Below are 14,569 nucleotides of genomic sequence, written 5' to 3' on the forward strand. Positions count from 1 at the left end.
AAAATTACAGTCGTTCCCAGTCGACCTCGATGACAGCCCGCCCCCGTAACTCATGGAGCCATTGCTGGTAGGTCCGTTCTTCTTTCTGGGTTCTCAGCGTCTGGCGAATGTCATCTTTTACTTCGTCCAACGGCAGACGCACGGCCTTTCGTTTTTCTTCTACCTTGAAGATATGATAACCGTAGGAACTTTGGGTCAGGTCACTGATTCGTCCCGCTGCCAGACTGAACACAACGGCATCGAACTCGGTCGGCATTTCGCCCCGGCTGAAAAAGCCGAGATCTCCTCCTTCTTCGGCATCGGGGGAGAGGGAGTATTTACGGGCGACGGCGTCAAAATCCTCGCCCTGCCGCAGCAGGCCAAGCACACGCTCGCCTTCCTCCTTACTGCCGACCAGAATCTGGCGGGCCCGAACCTGCTCAGGACGATCAAACTCTTCGCGATACTCGTCATAATAAGCGGCTATTTCCTCATCACTGACCTCGACGCGAGAATAGACGGCCTCTTTGAGCACCTTCTCCATCAGCAGGCCCTCGCGCAATTCCCTTTTCCAATCCTCCAGGGTAATACCGCGGCTTCCGAGCATTTGGTCGAAGGTGTTTTCGGGATAATCGCGGCGATATTCCTGAAAAGCTGCTTCTTCCTCTTGCACATTGACCGAGAGACCCAACCTGTCCGCTTCGGCCAACGCCAGCTCCCGGTCAATGACCTGGACGAGAAAAGACCGCTTCATTTCGCTACGCTCTTCATCCGAGACGGTCTGGTCGGCCGGCAACGATTTTTCCAGGTCGCGCTCGAACTGCTCCAAGGTGACGACACGTCCATCCACCCGGACCAGGACCTCAGCCTGGGAAGCGTCATTTTGCTGGCAGGCACAGAGCCCGGCAGCCAGAAACAGGAGCAGAAAAAAGGATACTTGACAGCGATTGAACATGGTGGTTTGAGGCCTCGGGAAAAGCAGGAGAAAAGGTTCGTCCGTCGTAAAGCAGGCGGACTCCCGGTGAAAAACCGGTCTTAAAGGGTCACGCTAGCACAGTTACAAAAAAGCTTGCAATTCTTTTTTAGCCGCGGCTACTAGCTCTTCGGCGGAGGTTTTCGCCATCCGTACCGAAAGGCGATAATCTGGGGTAAAGCGATAGCGACCGCTGGTGTCTTCTATCAATTGTAGAATTTTATCCGGGGGTACAGGCGTCTCGGCGTGAAAACCAAAAACCAGCTGGCGACCGTCAAATTCTGCAAACTCCACCTTCAACTGCTTCATCAGGACACGCAACTTCATCACCTCGAAGAGCAGTGATGTTGGTGGGGGAATCTCTCCATACCGATCCCGCAATTCATCGGCAATGGCGTAGAGTTGTGCCTCGTCAGGTACCGAAGCCATTTTTTTGTAAAGCACCAGGCGCTGGTTGGGATCGGGAACATATTTCTCCGGCAGGAAAGCAGAAACCCCCAGACGGATTTCCGGATCGATACGCTCTTCCATCGTCTGCCCGCGCAGTTCGTGAATCGTCTCTTCCAGCAGCTCGGCATAGAGCTCGAAGCCGATGGCCGCGATCTGACCGGCCTGCCTGTCTCCCAGCAGATCGCCGGCGCCACGCAGTTCCAGGTCATGGCTGGCGATGCGGAAACCTGCCCCCAGCTCCGTTAACTCCTGCAAAACCTTCAGCCTTTCCCGTGCCTCACGGGTCAGGGAGCCTTCTCCTGGAATGAGCAGATAGGCATAGGCCCGCTGATTGGAGCGCCCGACCCTGCCACGGAGCTGATAAAGCTGGGCCAGCCCGAAACAATCAGCCCGATTGACGATGATGGTATTGGCCCGGGAGATATCCAGACCGTTTTCAATGATGGTGCTGCTGACCAGAACGTTGGTTTTGCCCTCGATAAATTCGAGCATGACCTTTTCCAGCTCTCGCTCGCCCATCTGACCATGGCCGACGGCAATTTTGGCCTCGGGTATGAGCTTGCCTAAAAATTCGGCCATGGCACCGATGGTCTGCACCCGGTTGTGGACAAAAAAGACCTGGCCGCCACGGCGCAACTCCCGCAATACCGCCTCGCGGATCAGCTCGTCGTCGAAGCGTGTCACATAGGTGCGCACCGCCAATCGATCGATAGGGGGCGTATCGATGACGGAAAGGCTGCGCAGCCCCATGAGGCCCATGTGCAGGGTGCGCGGTATGGGGGTGGCGGTGAGGGTGAGAGTCGCCACTTCGGCCCGCAACTTTTTGAGTCGTTCTTTGTGGGAAACACCGAAACGCTGCTCCTCATCGACGATCATGAGACCCAGGTCGCGAAAGCGGACGTCCCTCTGCAGCAGGCGATGGGTACCGATAAGGACGTCAATCTTGCCTTCCGCTGTCTTCTGCAGAATCTCCTTCTGCTCCTTGGGCGTACGAAAACGCGAGACCATCTCCACCTCAAGGGGATAGCCCTTGAAACGCTCCCGGAAACTCTCCAGGTGTTGCTGGGCGAGAATGGTGGTCGGCACCAGCACCGCCACTTGCTTGCCATCCATAGCCGCTTTAAAGGCCGCTCTGATGGCTACTTCCGTCTTGCCGAAGCCGACATCACCGCAGATCAGGCGATCCATGGGCTTGCCTGACTGCATATCGTCCAGAGTGTCGGTAATGGCTTCGAGCTGGTCCGGGGTCTCCTCATAGGGGAAGGCTGCCTCGAATTCCCGGAAGGTCCGGTCCGGCGGCGAAAAACTATAGGCCTCAGCCATCTCGCGGCGGGCATAGATATTGAGCAGTTCACGGGCCAGTTCCTCCACCGCAGCCCTGGCTCGCAGCCTGGCTTTTTCCCAGGACCCACTGCCCAAACGGTCGAGGCGGGGCACATGTCCCTCGCCGCCGACGTATTTTTGGACTTTTTCGATGCGGTCCACCGGCAGGTACAGCCGATCGCCACCGGCGTACTCGATCTGAAGGAAATCCCCTTCGATGCCGTTCATCTCCAGGTGCTGGAGGCCACGATAGAGGGCGATGCCGTGATCGGCATGCACGACATAGTCGCCTTCCTTGAGTTCCGCCAGCGAGGAGAGAAGAGCTTTGGCCCGCGCCTCGGTAAGGGCCCGGCGGCGAACCCGCTGCCCGAAGATTTCCTCTTCGGTGATGACTGCCCACTTTTCATCGGGGAGACGGAAACCCGCCTGCAACTCACCCCGCACCAGTGCAATTTCACCTGGTTCGGGGCTGTGCGCCTTGGAGCTTCCGGAGAAAAACAGTTCCAGGCCATAGGGACGCAGCAGATCGGCCATGCGTTCCGCCTGACCCCGCTGATGACAGACCAGCAGGATGCGCCAAGACTCCTCTTGCCACTGCGCCATTCTGTCGGCAAACTGGGCCAGGCCTTCCCCCTCTTTGAACAAGGAGCGGATATCCCCATTGCCATCGACCCGAAGCCGATACAGCTCACGGTCCTCCTGCAGGCGATACACGGGCAGGATGGGCAGGTCGATACGACCCGTACCTCCGGCCAGGGCGTTCTCCACTTCGACTGGAGTCAGATATAACTCAGCGGCCGGGGCATAGGCCTCTTCCCGATTGGCAGCATGCCTTTCCCCTTCGGCAATCTCGGCACTGAAGGCATCGATTTCCTGCTCGACTTCGGGCGGATCGACGACCACCAGTCGGGCCTTGGGGAGATAATCGAACAGGGTATCCAGGGAAGGGTAGTTCAAGGGAAGCAGGAAGGAGCGTCCAGGCGAAAGCAACCCTTCGCGGGCCTCTTCCAGGATGGACTCCCGCTGGGTGCGCGGCAAACCGAGGTCGTCGCAGCGTTCTTTGAGACGCCGGGCGAAAGTTTCCAGGTAATCCCCCGTCAGAATCATTTCCCGGGCCGGTAGCAGTTCAATTTCTTCCAGTTCCTGCTGTTCCGAGCGCTGGGTCGCCGCCTGGAAGGGGCGCATGCGTTCGATGGTGTCGCCAAAGAACTCGATACGGACCGGAGCCTGGCGGGAGGCCGGGAAAATGTCAAGAATATCGCCCCGGATCGAAAAGGTGCCCCGATCCTCCACCAGGGGAACCGGGTTGTAGCCCAAAGCCAGCAGGCGATCGATGAGGGCTGTGCGCTCGTAATCGTCCCCACAGACCAGCAGGCCGCTCAGATTGGTCAGAACCGACCCGGGTATGACCTTCTGCATGAGCGCCCGCACCGAAACAACCGCCGCACGCACGCGCCCCTGCAGCAGACCGGCAAGGGCGGAAAGACGGGTCGCTTCAACTTCCGGGTGGGGCGTAAGGGGTTCGTAGGGATGCACTTCCCAATGAGGAATGACCACTATTTCACCCTGACGGCCATGATAAAAATCAAGCGCCGAAGCCAAGGCATCGGCCTGTTTCTGATTCGCGGTCAGCACCAGCAGGGTCTCGGTACTTTTGGCCAGATAGCGCGCCAGCACATAGGCGGAACTGGAACCTGTCAGACCGACAACTTCGGCATGCTGACGACGCTCCAGCAGACTGTCGACGCACTCCTCCACAGAGGTTGGCTTTTTATCGGTATGTGTCTGCTCGTTCTGCATAGGTCTGTCGCATAAAAGAAGGGCGTGCCTGCGCACGCCCCGCTTCAGTAGAAGGAATTTCCCGTGGCAAAGGCCTCAATCGCGCGGGACAGCCAGCATGCGGTCAAGGGCCGTGCGGGCCTTCTTTCGCACCTCTGATGGCACGGTGATCTCCGGCGACAAGGTCTGTAAACTGTGGAGGACATCCTCCAGCGAAGTCAGCTTCATGTTGGGGCAAATCAGACGGGAAGTCGGCAGAATGAACTCCCGGTCCGGATTTTCCCGACGCAGGCGAAAGAGGATGCCGGCTTCCGTCCCGACAATGAACTGACGGGCAGCACTGGTGCGAACATAGTCGTACATACCGCTGGTGGAGCAGATGTGGTCGGCCAGGGCCAGGATGGAAGGGTGGCATTCGGGATGGGCCATGAACACCGCCTCCGGATAATCTTTTTTAGCCCGTTCGACATCGGCCACCTCGAGGCGCTCATGGGTGGGGCAGTATCCCTCCCAGAAATGGCAGACCTTGTCCGTATGCCCGGCAATATAGTGCCCCAGATTGCGATCCGGGACCAGGATGACTTCGGCCGCGTCGAGGGAATTTACCACTTTTATGGCGTTGGCGCTGGTGCAGCAGATATCGCTCTCTGCCTTTACCGCGGCACTGCTGTTTACATAGGTGACGACGGGAACACCGGGATGTTTAGCCTTCAACTGGCGCAGACCCTCGGGCGTCACCATGTCGGCCATGGGGCAACCGGCATCGGGCCGCGGCAGCAGGACGATCTTGTCGGGAGCCAGAATCGCCGCACTTTCCGCCATGAAATGAACGCCGCAAAAGACGATTACATCCTTGTCCGTTCTGGCCGCCTCCATGGAGAGACCCAGGGAGTCTCCCGTTATATCGGCAATTTCCTGAATCTCATCCCGCTGATAGTTATGGGCGAGAAGCAGGGCGTTCCTTTCTTGGGCCAACCGGCGAATTTCCGCTTTGATCTCTTGCTGGTTCATTGCCTACCTTCCCCTGATTTTTAGGGCGTATACTACATGTAAAACTCCCGCTATGTCAAACCCTTATCGGGCTTCACCCTTGACAGGGCAGGGGAGAAGGACTATCCTCATCGCTTCTGATCCGTCCTTTTCTTTTTTATTTTGAGGATCTCTCTATGTTTGGTATCGGCATGCCCGAACTGCTCCTTATCCTGGCTGTGGCGCTCATAGTCATTGGCCCTAAAAAGCTCCCCGATATTGCCAAAGCTCTCGGTCGCGGACTTGGTGAATTCAAAAAAGCCACTGAGGAATTCAAAAACACGATCGATGTGGAATCACGGCAGGATAATAACCGCGATTCCCTGCTTAAATCCGGCAAAATGACCCCGCCAGGGGCTGAATCCCAGACCCGGCCTGAGGACTCCCAGGAGGAAGAGGATGCGTCCGCGGAGTCTTCCAGCACTAGTGAAGACGCCGAGACCGACCATAAAGAACAGACTCCCTCCAGCCACTGATGAAGGACCGCACCGCATGAGCGAAGAAGCTCTCCCTTTCACTGCCCACCTTGAAGAACTGCGCAAGCGCCTCATCATTGCTGCGGGTTCCTGGTTTGTGGGTTTTCTGGCCTGCTATGGCTTCGCCGAGCGCCTCTTTCAGGTCATTTCGGCCCCCGTGCACAATGCTCTTCCCGAAGGCAGCTCTCTTGTCTTCATCAATGCCACGGAACCTTTTTTCACCTATCTCAAACTGGGAGCTTTGGCCGGCCTTCTCGTTTCTCTGCCTGTTATCCTCTGGCAAATCTGGGCTTTTATTGCACCTGGCCTCTATGCTCATGAAAAGAAACTGGCGATTCCTTTTGTTGTGGCCAGCTTTCTCTGTTTTATCACCGGAGCCTACTTTGGCTTCTTCTATGTCTTTCCCTTCATTTTTACCTTTCTCATTCAATTCGGCACCAGCACTGGACAAATCGAGGCCATGCTTTCCATGGGAGCTTATCTTTCCCTCTCCAGTAAACTTTTGCTCGCCTTCGGGCTCGTTTTCGAGCTGCCGATCGTTATCTTCTTTCTAGCCCGCATGGGTATCGTCGATCACGTCTGGCTCGCTAAAAATCGCAAATACGCACTGCTGTTCGCTTTTATTATCGGGGCAGTACTTACTCCGCCCGACATCATCTCGCAAACGGCCCTGGCCATCCCCTTCGCCATTCTTTATGAAGTGGGCATCTTGGTTGCCCGTTTCTTCGGGAAAAAGAAGACAGCCGCGGACCCCTCTGATGAGGATACCCCTTCTTCGTCCTGATCCTGTGCTATTTTTGTTTCGTCACTCTGCTTCAGGTAGCCCATGAGTCTGGCCCTTGACATCCAGAGTCTCAATAAATCCTTTTCCGGCTCCCACGTCGTCAAGGACCTGAGCTTTTCTATTCAACCCGGTGAAATTTTTGGCCTTCTGGGCCCCAACGGTGCCGGCAAGAGCACCACAATCAATATGGTCGGCGGGGTGACCCGGATCGATTCCGGAACTATCCGCATTTTCGGACATGACAATCAGCGCGAAAGTCTTATCAGCCGGCGCTTGGTCGGCGTCATGCACCAGGAAATCGTCACCGACACTTTCTTCACCATTGACCGCTCTCTCAGAATCCATCCTGGCTATTATGGTGTTCCCCTCGACACCGCTTGGATGAATCTGCTTATCGAACGTCTAGCCCTGGGTCCCCATCTGCACAAACCAATGAATAAACTCTCTGGTGGGCTCAAACGTCGGCTTATGGTGGCCAAAGCACTTATTCATAAACCACGGCTGCTTATTCTTGATGAACCCACGGCCGGCGTCGATGTGGAGCTCCGTCACAATCTCTGGCAGTTTGTACGTGAAATCAACCAGGAAGGAACCACCGTCCTACTCACTACCCATTACCTGGAAGAAGCCCAGCAGATGTGCGGCCGCATCGCCATTATGAACCATGGTCGCCTGGCCGCCCTGGGCAGTACCTCACATCTTTTATCCCAAGTGGAAGGACGCAAAATAGTTCTCGAACTTAGTCAACCGCTGACGGCTGTCCCCTTCGAACTTACTGAATTCAACGGGCAATTGCAGGGAGGGGGTACCAGGCTCACGCTACGCCTGCCTCCTGGTATCGCCACCGGCGAGGCCTTGCACCGTATGTGCGCACTCGGGCTGCCCGTCACTGAAGTGGAAACCCAAAGCGTCAGCCTTGAAGATGTCTTTATTGAATTAACCGGCCTCAAAGGGGGTTCTGAATGAACGGTTCGAGTCAGCAGGATCAACCCTTTTATCCCTGGTTGCCCTTTCTGACCCTTCTGAAAAAAGAAGTTCTACGGTTTTTTCGCGTTTCCGTGCAGACGCTGCTAACTCCCATCATCTCCGCGTCTCTCTATCTTTTTGTCTTCGGCGCCACCCTTGGCACGCGCATCTCTGTTTTGGAGGGGTTCACCTACGCCCAGTTTGTCATCCCCGGCCTGGTCTTGATGGGAATTATCAACAACTCCTTTGCCAACGTCTCCTCGTCCCTGTTCATGTCCCGCTACCTCGGCAACATCGTCGACCTGCTGGTGGCGCCGATCACGCCCAGCCAGATTATTTTTGCCTATACCTTTGCCGCTATGCTGCGTGGTCTGCTGGTTGGCTCTGTTGTCACCCTCATCTCGCTTTTTTTTGCCCCGCTGCCCTTTGCCCATCCTTTGCTCGCCATTTTCATGGCCTGTCTCGCCAGTTTTTTGTTTGCTCAATTCGGTATCATCGCCGCCATCTATTCCAACTCTTTTGACGCTCTTTCCATGTATTCCAACTTCCTTATACTTCCTCTCGTCTATCTTGGTGGTGTCTTTTATCCCATCTCCATCCTGCCTCCTTTTTGGGAGCACTTGTCCAGGGCCAACCCCCTTTTCTACTTGATTGACGGCTTTCGCCACGCTCTCATCGGGGTAGGGGAGACTCCCCCCTTCTTTTCTTTTGGTTTTGCCTTTTGCATGAGCATGGGCTTATTTATCTGGGCCGCTCTGCTTATAAAAAAAGGGCACCGTCTACGTCCGTGACGGTGCCCCCCTGCATGCATACCAGATCATTCTCCTATGTCAGAAACAGTTTGACAAAGTGCTCAAAGAGTCCAGGCTCCATATCCACAACCAGCTTCTCCTTCATCAACTTAAGGGTGTCAAAGGTCGATGATCGGCGGTGATATGGGCGCTCGGAGGTCATCGCCTCATAAATATCCACAACACGGCAGATGCGAGCATACGGGTGGATATCCTGACGGGTCAATCCAAAGGGATAACCCCTACCGTCGTCCCGTTCATGGTGCTGGAGTGTCAAATACGTCAATTCCTCCGTCATCACACCATTTTCCTGCAGGATCTTATAGCCATCCTCAGGGTGGCGATTGACGATCAGCCGCTCTTGCGGCGTCAAGGGACCAGGCTTGTTGATGATATGGAGAGGAATGCGGCACTTGCCCAGGTCATGGAGAAAAAATCCGGCGCCAAAGGCTTTAAGTTCCTTGACGGCGTCCTGACCGTAATAGTTTCTGGCCAGGGCAATCCCGAAGATACCAACGTTGGTCGAATGGGTGTAGGTCTGCCTGTCATAGTCGGTCAGTTTGATCAGGCAGCGTGTGGCTACATCGTCCGTGACGATAAGGTCCATCGTTGGGGCAATGATATCCATGGCCAGATGAATAAAGGAAGCGCGGGGATCCTCAAACACCTGCCGCAAGATCTCCTGACAAGATGCATAGACGACCTGAGCTTTCCGCTCCGATTTTTCTTTTTTGTCGGAAACTATTTGCTCTGTCAGCTTTTTAAGGCTTCCAAAATAGGCGGCACTCTCCTCCGGTTCTATATACAATGAACGGACGGCGTTTTCACGCAGATTTTCAGCCAAACCCTGCGACAGGGGCAGCCCTTTACGGGCAAAAAGGATATAATCATCATCGTGCACCCGGCGAAACATGTCGCACGGGGCAGTGCTTTCCTGGTCAAGAAGGCTTAATCCGACGGCTAACATAGAGGTAAGCTCTGTTTTGAATGTCGCAAGGCTAAAATTGAGCTGAAAATCCTACCCGCACAGCCTCGTCGATATGCCTTGAATTTTGATGCTCAAAATCCGCATCCATATTTTGATAGGTCGCCTTAATTTTAATTTTTGGCGTCACCGCATAAAAGATTCCTACTGATGTTTCCAGCAGGCGTTCCAGATCCATGAAATTAAAGATTTTTGGTGCGTAGCAAACTTTTCCATCAAGACCCAAACCGCCAAGGGTAGGAGGGGCAAAGGAGGTGTTGCCGCATACGCCAAGGCTCAGCATATCCTGATGATAATCGGTGGTCCCGCCATAGACTTCACCACCGATGCCAAAGCGAAGCCCTGGCACATGACCTGGCTCACCAGAAAAGTCCAGGCCCAGAGATCCCAGCTTGGTTTCCTTATCCTCATTATATAGGCCCCTGAAATTCAACGAAGAAGTCCCGTAACCATCCTGGTGAATAACATGAGAGTAGGTCAGCTGGGCACTGTCATCATTAAAATCCAGGCTTAGCAAATCACCATATGCCTGGGTACTGAGCAAGAGACTTGCCATAACTGCGATTCCGGTCTTTTTCAACATACGACTCCTCACTTCCTTTAATTGTTTTTCGCAATATCGCACAAGGTGACCCATGAATCAAGAATCGTTCACTCTTTCCGTCCACCATCATTCACTTGTGGCTGCCTTTAAAAAAAAACCGGCGCCTTGAGGGGGGCACCGGTTCCTTTCTATCCTTATGACTGGAAGATTCATACATCCACGGCTTGTTGGTAGATCGCTTTTTCCGCCGTGCGGCCCTCTTCCCTGGCCATGCTCTGCAGAAGCACCTGCCCACCGTAGTTGGCCGTTTTTTTGACTAAATTATCTGCCTTCTCCCCATTATGCTCTTTAAAGGCTTCAATAATTTTTTTGTGTTCTTCAACGGAAATTTTCATGCGTCCAGGCAACGAAAGAGAAGCCATGCGCAGGCGATTGAAACGCATCATCATCTGGCCGATAAGCTCTCTCAGCTTCTCATTCCCCGCCGCACGAATGAACAAATCATGAAACTCATTGTGCACCTTGAAAAAGGTTTTGATATCTCCTTCATCGGCCAGCTGTTGCAAACGATCATTGATACTCTCGAGTTTTTCGATATCCTTTTCCGTCATATTTTCGGCAGCCATACGCGCCGCATAGCCTTCGAGGATACTTTTTATAGCATAAAACTCCTCCACATCCCTTTCGGACAGGGAAGTTACCACCGCACCTTTTCTGGGAATAACTGTAAGATATCCCTCTGTCTCCAGTTGGCGGAAAGCCTCCCGGATGGGCGTGCGACTGATGCCGAATCGCTCGGCCAGCTCAGGCTCCGCAACTTTTTCTCCGGGCTTCATCGTACCCTTGAGAATGGAATCCCGAATCGTTTCCAGTATTTTTTCCCGCAGCGTCTGATGGCGTTCGATCGGCTTTTTTCGCATTGGGGCTCTCCACGTTGGATTGAATTTCACAAATTGTATACAGTATACATAATCTGTCAAGGCTTTTCTTGGTTCTTAAGCCTATGCCAACCCGTTATATCTACTTGCCTTTTTTCTTTTCTACCCCCCAAGATTACAGCCCAATTCAAGACGTCTTTCCCCATTATTTTTTATTCAAACGAGGAAGGCTTCGAAGACTTTCCCTCCTGATAAACATCTTCGCCCCATCACCCGCATGATAATTATCCCGCTACGGATAAACTTCACGTAACAGGAACTTCCACTTGCCCACCTTATTAAATGCCGTTAACACACATCCCTATCTTCTCTATCCAATGGTGTTCTTGATATGCCACCATATTGCCGTTTTATCATTGTCCATGAGGGCACAACCTCGATTTCCTTCTTTGTGACCCTGTATTAATCCACCAAACTGCCTCTTTTTATACCTGGATCTCCGTATTTATCCCTGATGCGATCAACGGCTTCGTCAAGAGCTTTTCGTTTACACTTTTCCTGACTGTCCTCAAAAAGCGTCATCTGGACCGTTTCACATGGAACGAGGTTCCCCGCGATAACACCGAGCAGGCGAATGCCCCGCCGCCCGGCTTCCGTTTTAAAAAATAGGCCTTTTGCCACTGGGTACATGTCTGGGACACTGTCGGAAGGTTTTTCTATGGTTTTTGACCTGGTAACCTGCTGAAAGTCGCTGTATTTGACTTTAACGGTCAACGTTTCCGCCAGTACGGCATTTTTTCGTAAACGGGAGGCTACTTTCTCTGTAAGTCGAAGCAGATGCATTTGCAATGTATCAACATTAAATAAATCAGCGGGGAAAGTTTCTTCCTGCCCTATTGATTTTACAGTATTTTCTACTACAACCGGACGCTCATCTATCCCCCATGCCAGTTCATAAAGTCTCTTGCCGTTGACCCCGAATAAACGTATCAATTGCTCTGAACGCAATCGCCTCAGGTCCCCGATTGTATTTATGCCCAGTGCGTTCAGTTGTATTTTGCCTTTTTTGCCGACACCCCATAGAGCATCAATGGGTAAAGGAAGGATAAAATCATCAACCTCCTCCGAGAGGACCATTTTCAGGCCATCAGGTTTCGCTGCCTGAGAAGCCAGCTTTGCCAAATATTTATTTGGGGCAATACCTGCACTGGCTGGCAATCCAAGTTCATTCCGAATATTTTTTCTGATATTCCTGGCAATTTCCAGGGGTCCGCCAAGCAGTCGATCGCATCCGGTCACGTCCAGAAAGGCCTCGTCTATGGATAATGGCTCCACTCTGTCGGAAAATTTGTCGAAAATAGCAAAAATTTCCCGTGAAACTGCCCTATAACGTTCCATTCGGACAGGAAGGACAATGGCCTTTGGGCATAGTTGTAGAGCCTTGGCCAACGACATGGCTGATTTTACTCCAAAGGCACGTGTCTCATAAGAACAGGCACAGACAACCCCGCGATCACCACAACCCCCGACGATAACGGGTTGGTTTCTCAATATCGGATTATCCTGCTGTTCCACGGAGGCGTAAAATGCGTCCATATCAACATGAATAATCTGCCTAATAGCTTGAGCTTTTTTGTTCACTACCTGCTCACCTGTTTGAAACGACAAAAGGCGACCCTGCAGGATCGCCTTTTGTCGTATTATCGCCTTAAGGATTTCTATCCTTTACGGCCGGCCACCTGAATTCTAATCATGGCTCGTACAAGAGCAGCTTCCATAACACGGAAATCTTTGTCGTCCTGTGACAGCTCTTTAAGGGCTTTTTCAGCCCTGCCCAAGGCAGCCTTGGCTCTTTCCAGGTCTATTTCATCGGCAGGCTCCGCGGTCTCAACCAGAACGGTAACCTTATCCTCTTCCACTTCGACATACCCCCAGTTAACAGCAAGATGAAAAGTCTCACCACCGGAGCGATAAGAGAGTTCGCCGATTTTAAGGGTAGTAAGCATGGGAGTGTGCCCGGGAAGAATGCCGAACTCACCAATGGTGCCAGGTGCGGTAACTTCATCGACCTCTACCGAAAGAACCCTTTTATAAGGGGTTACCATTTCAAGTTTTAGCTTTTCTGCCATCGGTATATCCTTTAGCCGGATGGCGAAGCCATCATGGCTTCACCGGAACGAGATTGATCAAGCAGCCAGTTTTTTCGCTTTTTCCAGGGCTTCCTCGATCGTTCCCACCATATAGAACGCCTGCTCGGGAATATCATCGTACTTGCCTTCAACGATTGCCTTAAAGCCGGCAATGGTGTCCTTAAGTTCGACGTATTTACCCGGAGAACCCGTGAACACCTCGGCAACGTGAAACGGTTGGGAGAGGAAACGCTGAATTTTTCTGGCGCGAGCAACGACAAGTTTATCCTCTTCAGACAGTTCATCCATACCCAGGATGGCAATAATATCCTGAAGATCTTTATAACGCTGGAGTACATACTGAACGTCACGGGCGATCTTGTAATGTTCTTCGCCCACGACCTGAGGGTCGAGAATACGGCTGGTACTGTCCAGGGGATCGACCGCCGGATAAATACCGAGCTCGGCGATCTGGCGGGAGAGAACGGTGGTCGCATCCAGGTGGGCAAAAGCAGTAGCGGGCGCAGGGTCAGTCAAGTCGTCCGCAGGTACATAGATGGCCTGTACGGAGGTGATGGACCCTTTGTTGGTAGTCGTTATACGCTCCTGCAGTTCGCCCATTTCCGTGCTGAGAGTAGGCTGGTAACCAACAGCCGAGGGAATACGGCCAAGAAGCGCCGATACTTCCGAACCGGCCTGCGTGAAGCGGAAGATGTTGTCGACGAACAAAAGTACGTCTTGCCCTTCTTCATCACGGAAATATTCAGCTACGGTCAGAGCGGAGAGGGCTACACGAGCACGCGCTCCGGGGGGCTCGTTCATCTGGCCATAAATGAGAGCGGCTTTGTCAAGAACGCCGGAGTCTTTCATTTCATGCCAAAGGTCGTTTCCTTCACGGGTCCGCTCACCGACGCCAGCAAAAACCGAGAAGCCGCCATGCTGTTTGGCGATGTTATGGATAAGCTCCATGATAAGAACTGTCTTGCCGACGCCAGCGCCGCCAAAGAGCCCGATTTTACCGCCACGGGCGTATGGAGCCAGCAGATCGACCACCTTGATACCGGTTTCGAAAGCTTCAACCTTGGTTGACTGCTCAACGAAGTTAGGGGCCGGGCGATGAATTTCCCACTCTTTATCGCTGTTGACGGGTCCAGCTTCGTCTACGGGCTGACCGATGACGTTCAGAATGCGACCCAGTGTATTGCGGCCGACAGGCATAACAATCTGCTTGCCAGTATCAAGAACATCCTGACCGCGGACAAGACCATCAGTGGAGTCCATGGCGATGGTTCTTACCGTATTTTCACCAAGGTGTTGGGCCACCTCGACGACGAGGTTCCATTCTTCTTCTCCAAGAGAAGGGTTGGTGATTTTAAGAGCGTGATAAATCTCGGGGAGTTTCCCTGCCTCAAATTCAACGTCCACGACGGGACCGATAACCTGAGTGATTTTTCCTTTATTCATGGCGAGTCGTTCCTCCTTT

Annotated in this window: 13 protein-coding genes; 4 read left to right on the forward strand and 9 right to left on the reverse strand. The window is 53.2% G+C overall.

From position 1 onward, the window contains the following. Positions 1–4: 4 nt before the first annotated feature. The 3 genes from AOP6_RS15080 to nadA form a co-directional block, all read right to left on the reverse strand. Positions 5–934, reverse strand: a complete 930-nt coding sequence (locus AOP6_RS15080) for a peptidyl-prolyl cis-trans isomerase (protein WP_155877549.1) — start codon at positions 932–934, stop codon at positions 5–7. 102 nt (positions 935–1,036) lie between these two features. Further along, positions 1,037–4,525, reverse strand: a complete 3,489-nt coding sequence (gene mfd, locus AOP6_RS15085) for a transcription-repair coupling factor (RefSeq protein ID WP_155877550.1) — start codon at positions 4,523–4,525, stop codon at positions 1,037–1,039. A gap of 75 nt (positions 4,526–4,600) precedes the next feature. Further along, positions 4,601–5,515: a quinolinate synthase NadA gene (gene nadA, locus AOP6_RS15090; protein WP_155877551.1), complete on the reverse strand. Its 915-nt coding sequence runs from the start codon at positions 5,513–5,515 to the stop codon at positions 4,601–4,603. Positions 5,516–5,670: 155 nt separating this feature from the next. Between nadA and tatA the strand changes: the two genes are divergently transcribed. Genes tatA through AOP6_RS15110 form a run of 4 tightly spaced genes read left to right on the forward strand, consistent with a single transcriptional unit; the run spans position 5,671 to position 8,550 of the window. Beyond that, entirely contained in the window at positions 5,671–6,009 is a 339-nt protein-coding gene (gene tatA, locus AOP6_RS15415; RefSeq protein WP_155877552.1) for a twin-arginine translocase TatA/TatE family subunit, read from the forward strand. Positions 6,010–6,025: 16 nt separating this feature from the next. After that, entirely contained in the window at positions 6,026–6,793 is a 768-nt protein-coding gene (tatC, locus tag AOP6_RS15100; protein ID WP_155877553.1) for a twin-arginine translocase subunit TatC, read from the forward strand. Between the two features lie 42 nt (positions 6,794–6,835). Next, positions 6,836–7,759 (forward strand): ABC transporter ATP-binding protein, encoded by a 924-nt coding sequence (locus AOP6_RS15105; RefSeq protein ID WP_155877554.1) that lies wholly within the window; start codon positions 6,836–6,838, stop codon positions 7,757–7,759. Beyond that, entirely contained in the window at positions 7,756–8,550 is a 795-nt protein-coding gene (locus AOP6_RS15110) for an ABC transporter permease (RefSeq protein ID WP_155877555.1), read from the forward strand. Before AOP6_RS15105 ends, AOP6_RS15110 begins: the two co-directional genes overlap by 4 nt. 34 nt (positions 8,551–8,584) lie before the next feature. On the opposite strand, the gene AOP6_RS15115 is transcribed toward AOP6_RS15110, so the two are convergent. The 6 genes from AOP6_RS15115 to atpD all read right to left on the reverse strand — a co-directional run bounded on the left by AOP6_RS15115 (position 8,585) and on the right by atpD (position 14,550). After that, positions 8,585–9,517: an HD domain-containing phosphohydrolase gene (locus tag AOP6_RS15115; RefSeq protein ID WP_155877556.1), complete on the reverse strand. Its 933-nt coding sequence runs from the start codon at positions 9,515–9,517 to the stop codon at positions 8,585–8,587. A gap of 31 nt (positions 9,518–9,548) precedes the next feature. Continuing rightward, positions 9,549–10,118, reverse strand: coding sequence for a hypothetical protein (locus AOP6_RS15120; protein WP_155877557.1), 570 nt, complete (start codon positions 10,116–10,118; stop codon positions 9,549–9,551). Between the two features lie 170 nt (positions 10,119–10,288). Beyond that, positions 10,289–10,999 carry a GntR family transcriptional regulator gene (locus AOP6_RS15125; RefSeq protein ID WP_155877558.1) on the reverse strand — a complete coding sequence of 237 codons (711 nt, stop codon included), beginning with the start codon at positions 10,997–10,999 and terminating at the stop codon, positions 10,289–10,291. A 420-nt stretch (positions 11,000–11,419) separates the two neighbouring features. After that, entirely contained in the window at positions 11,420–12,598 is a 1,179-nt protein-coding gene (gene dinB, locus AOP6_RS15130) for a DNA polymerase IV (protein WP_213194652.1), read from the reverse strand. A 77-nt stretch (positions 12,599–12,675) separates the two neighbouring features. Beyond that, positions 12,676–13,086, reverse strand: a complete 411-nt coding sequence (locus AOP6_RS15135; RefSeq protein ID WP_155877560.1) for a F0F1 ATP synthase subunit epsilon — start codon at positions 13,084–13,086, stop codon at positions 12,676–12,678. Between the two features lie 57 nt (positions 13,087–13,143). Continuing rightward, positions 13,144–14,550, reverse strand: a complete 1,407-nt coding sequence (atpD, locus tag AOP6_RS15140) for a F0F1 ATP synthase subunit beta (RefSeq protein WP_155877561.1) — start codon at positions 14,548–14,550, stop codon at positions 13,144–13,146. Positions 14,551–14,569: the final 19 nt, after the last annotated feature.

It is taken from the genome of Desulfuromonas sp. AOP6 (genome assembly GCF_009731355.2).
Classification (GTDB): Bacteria; Desulfobacterota; Desulfuromonadia; order Desulfuromonadales; family SZUA-540; genus SZUA-540.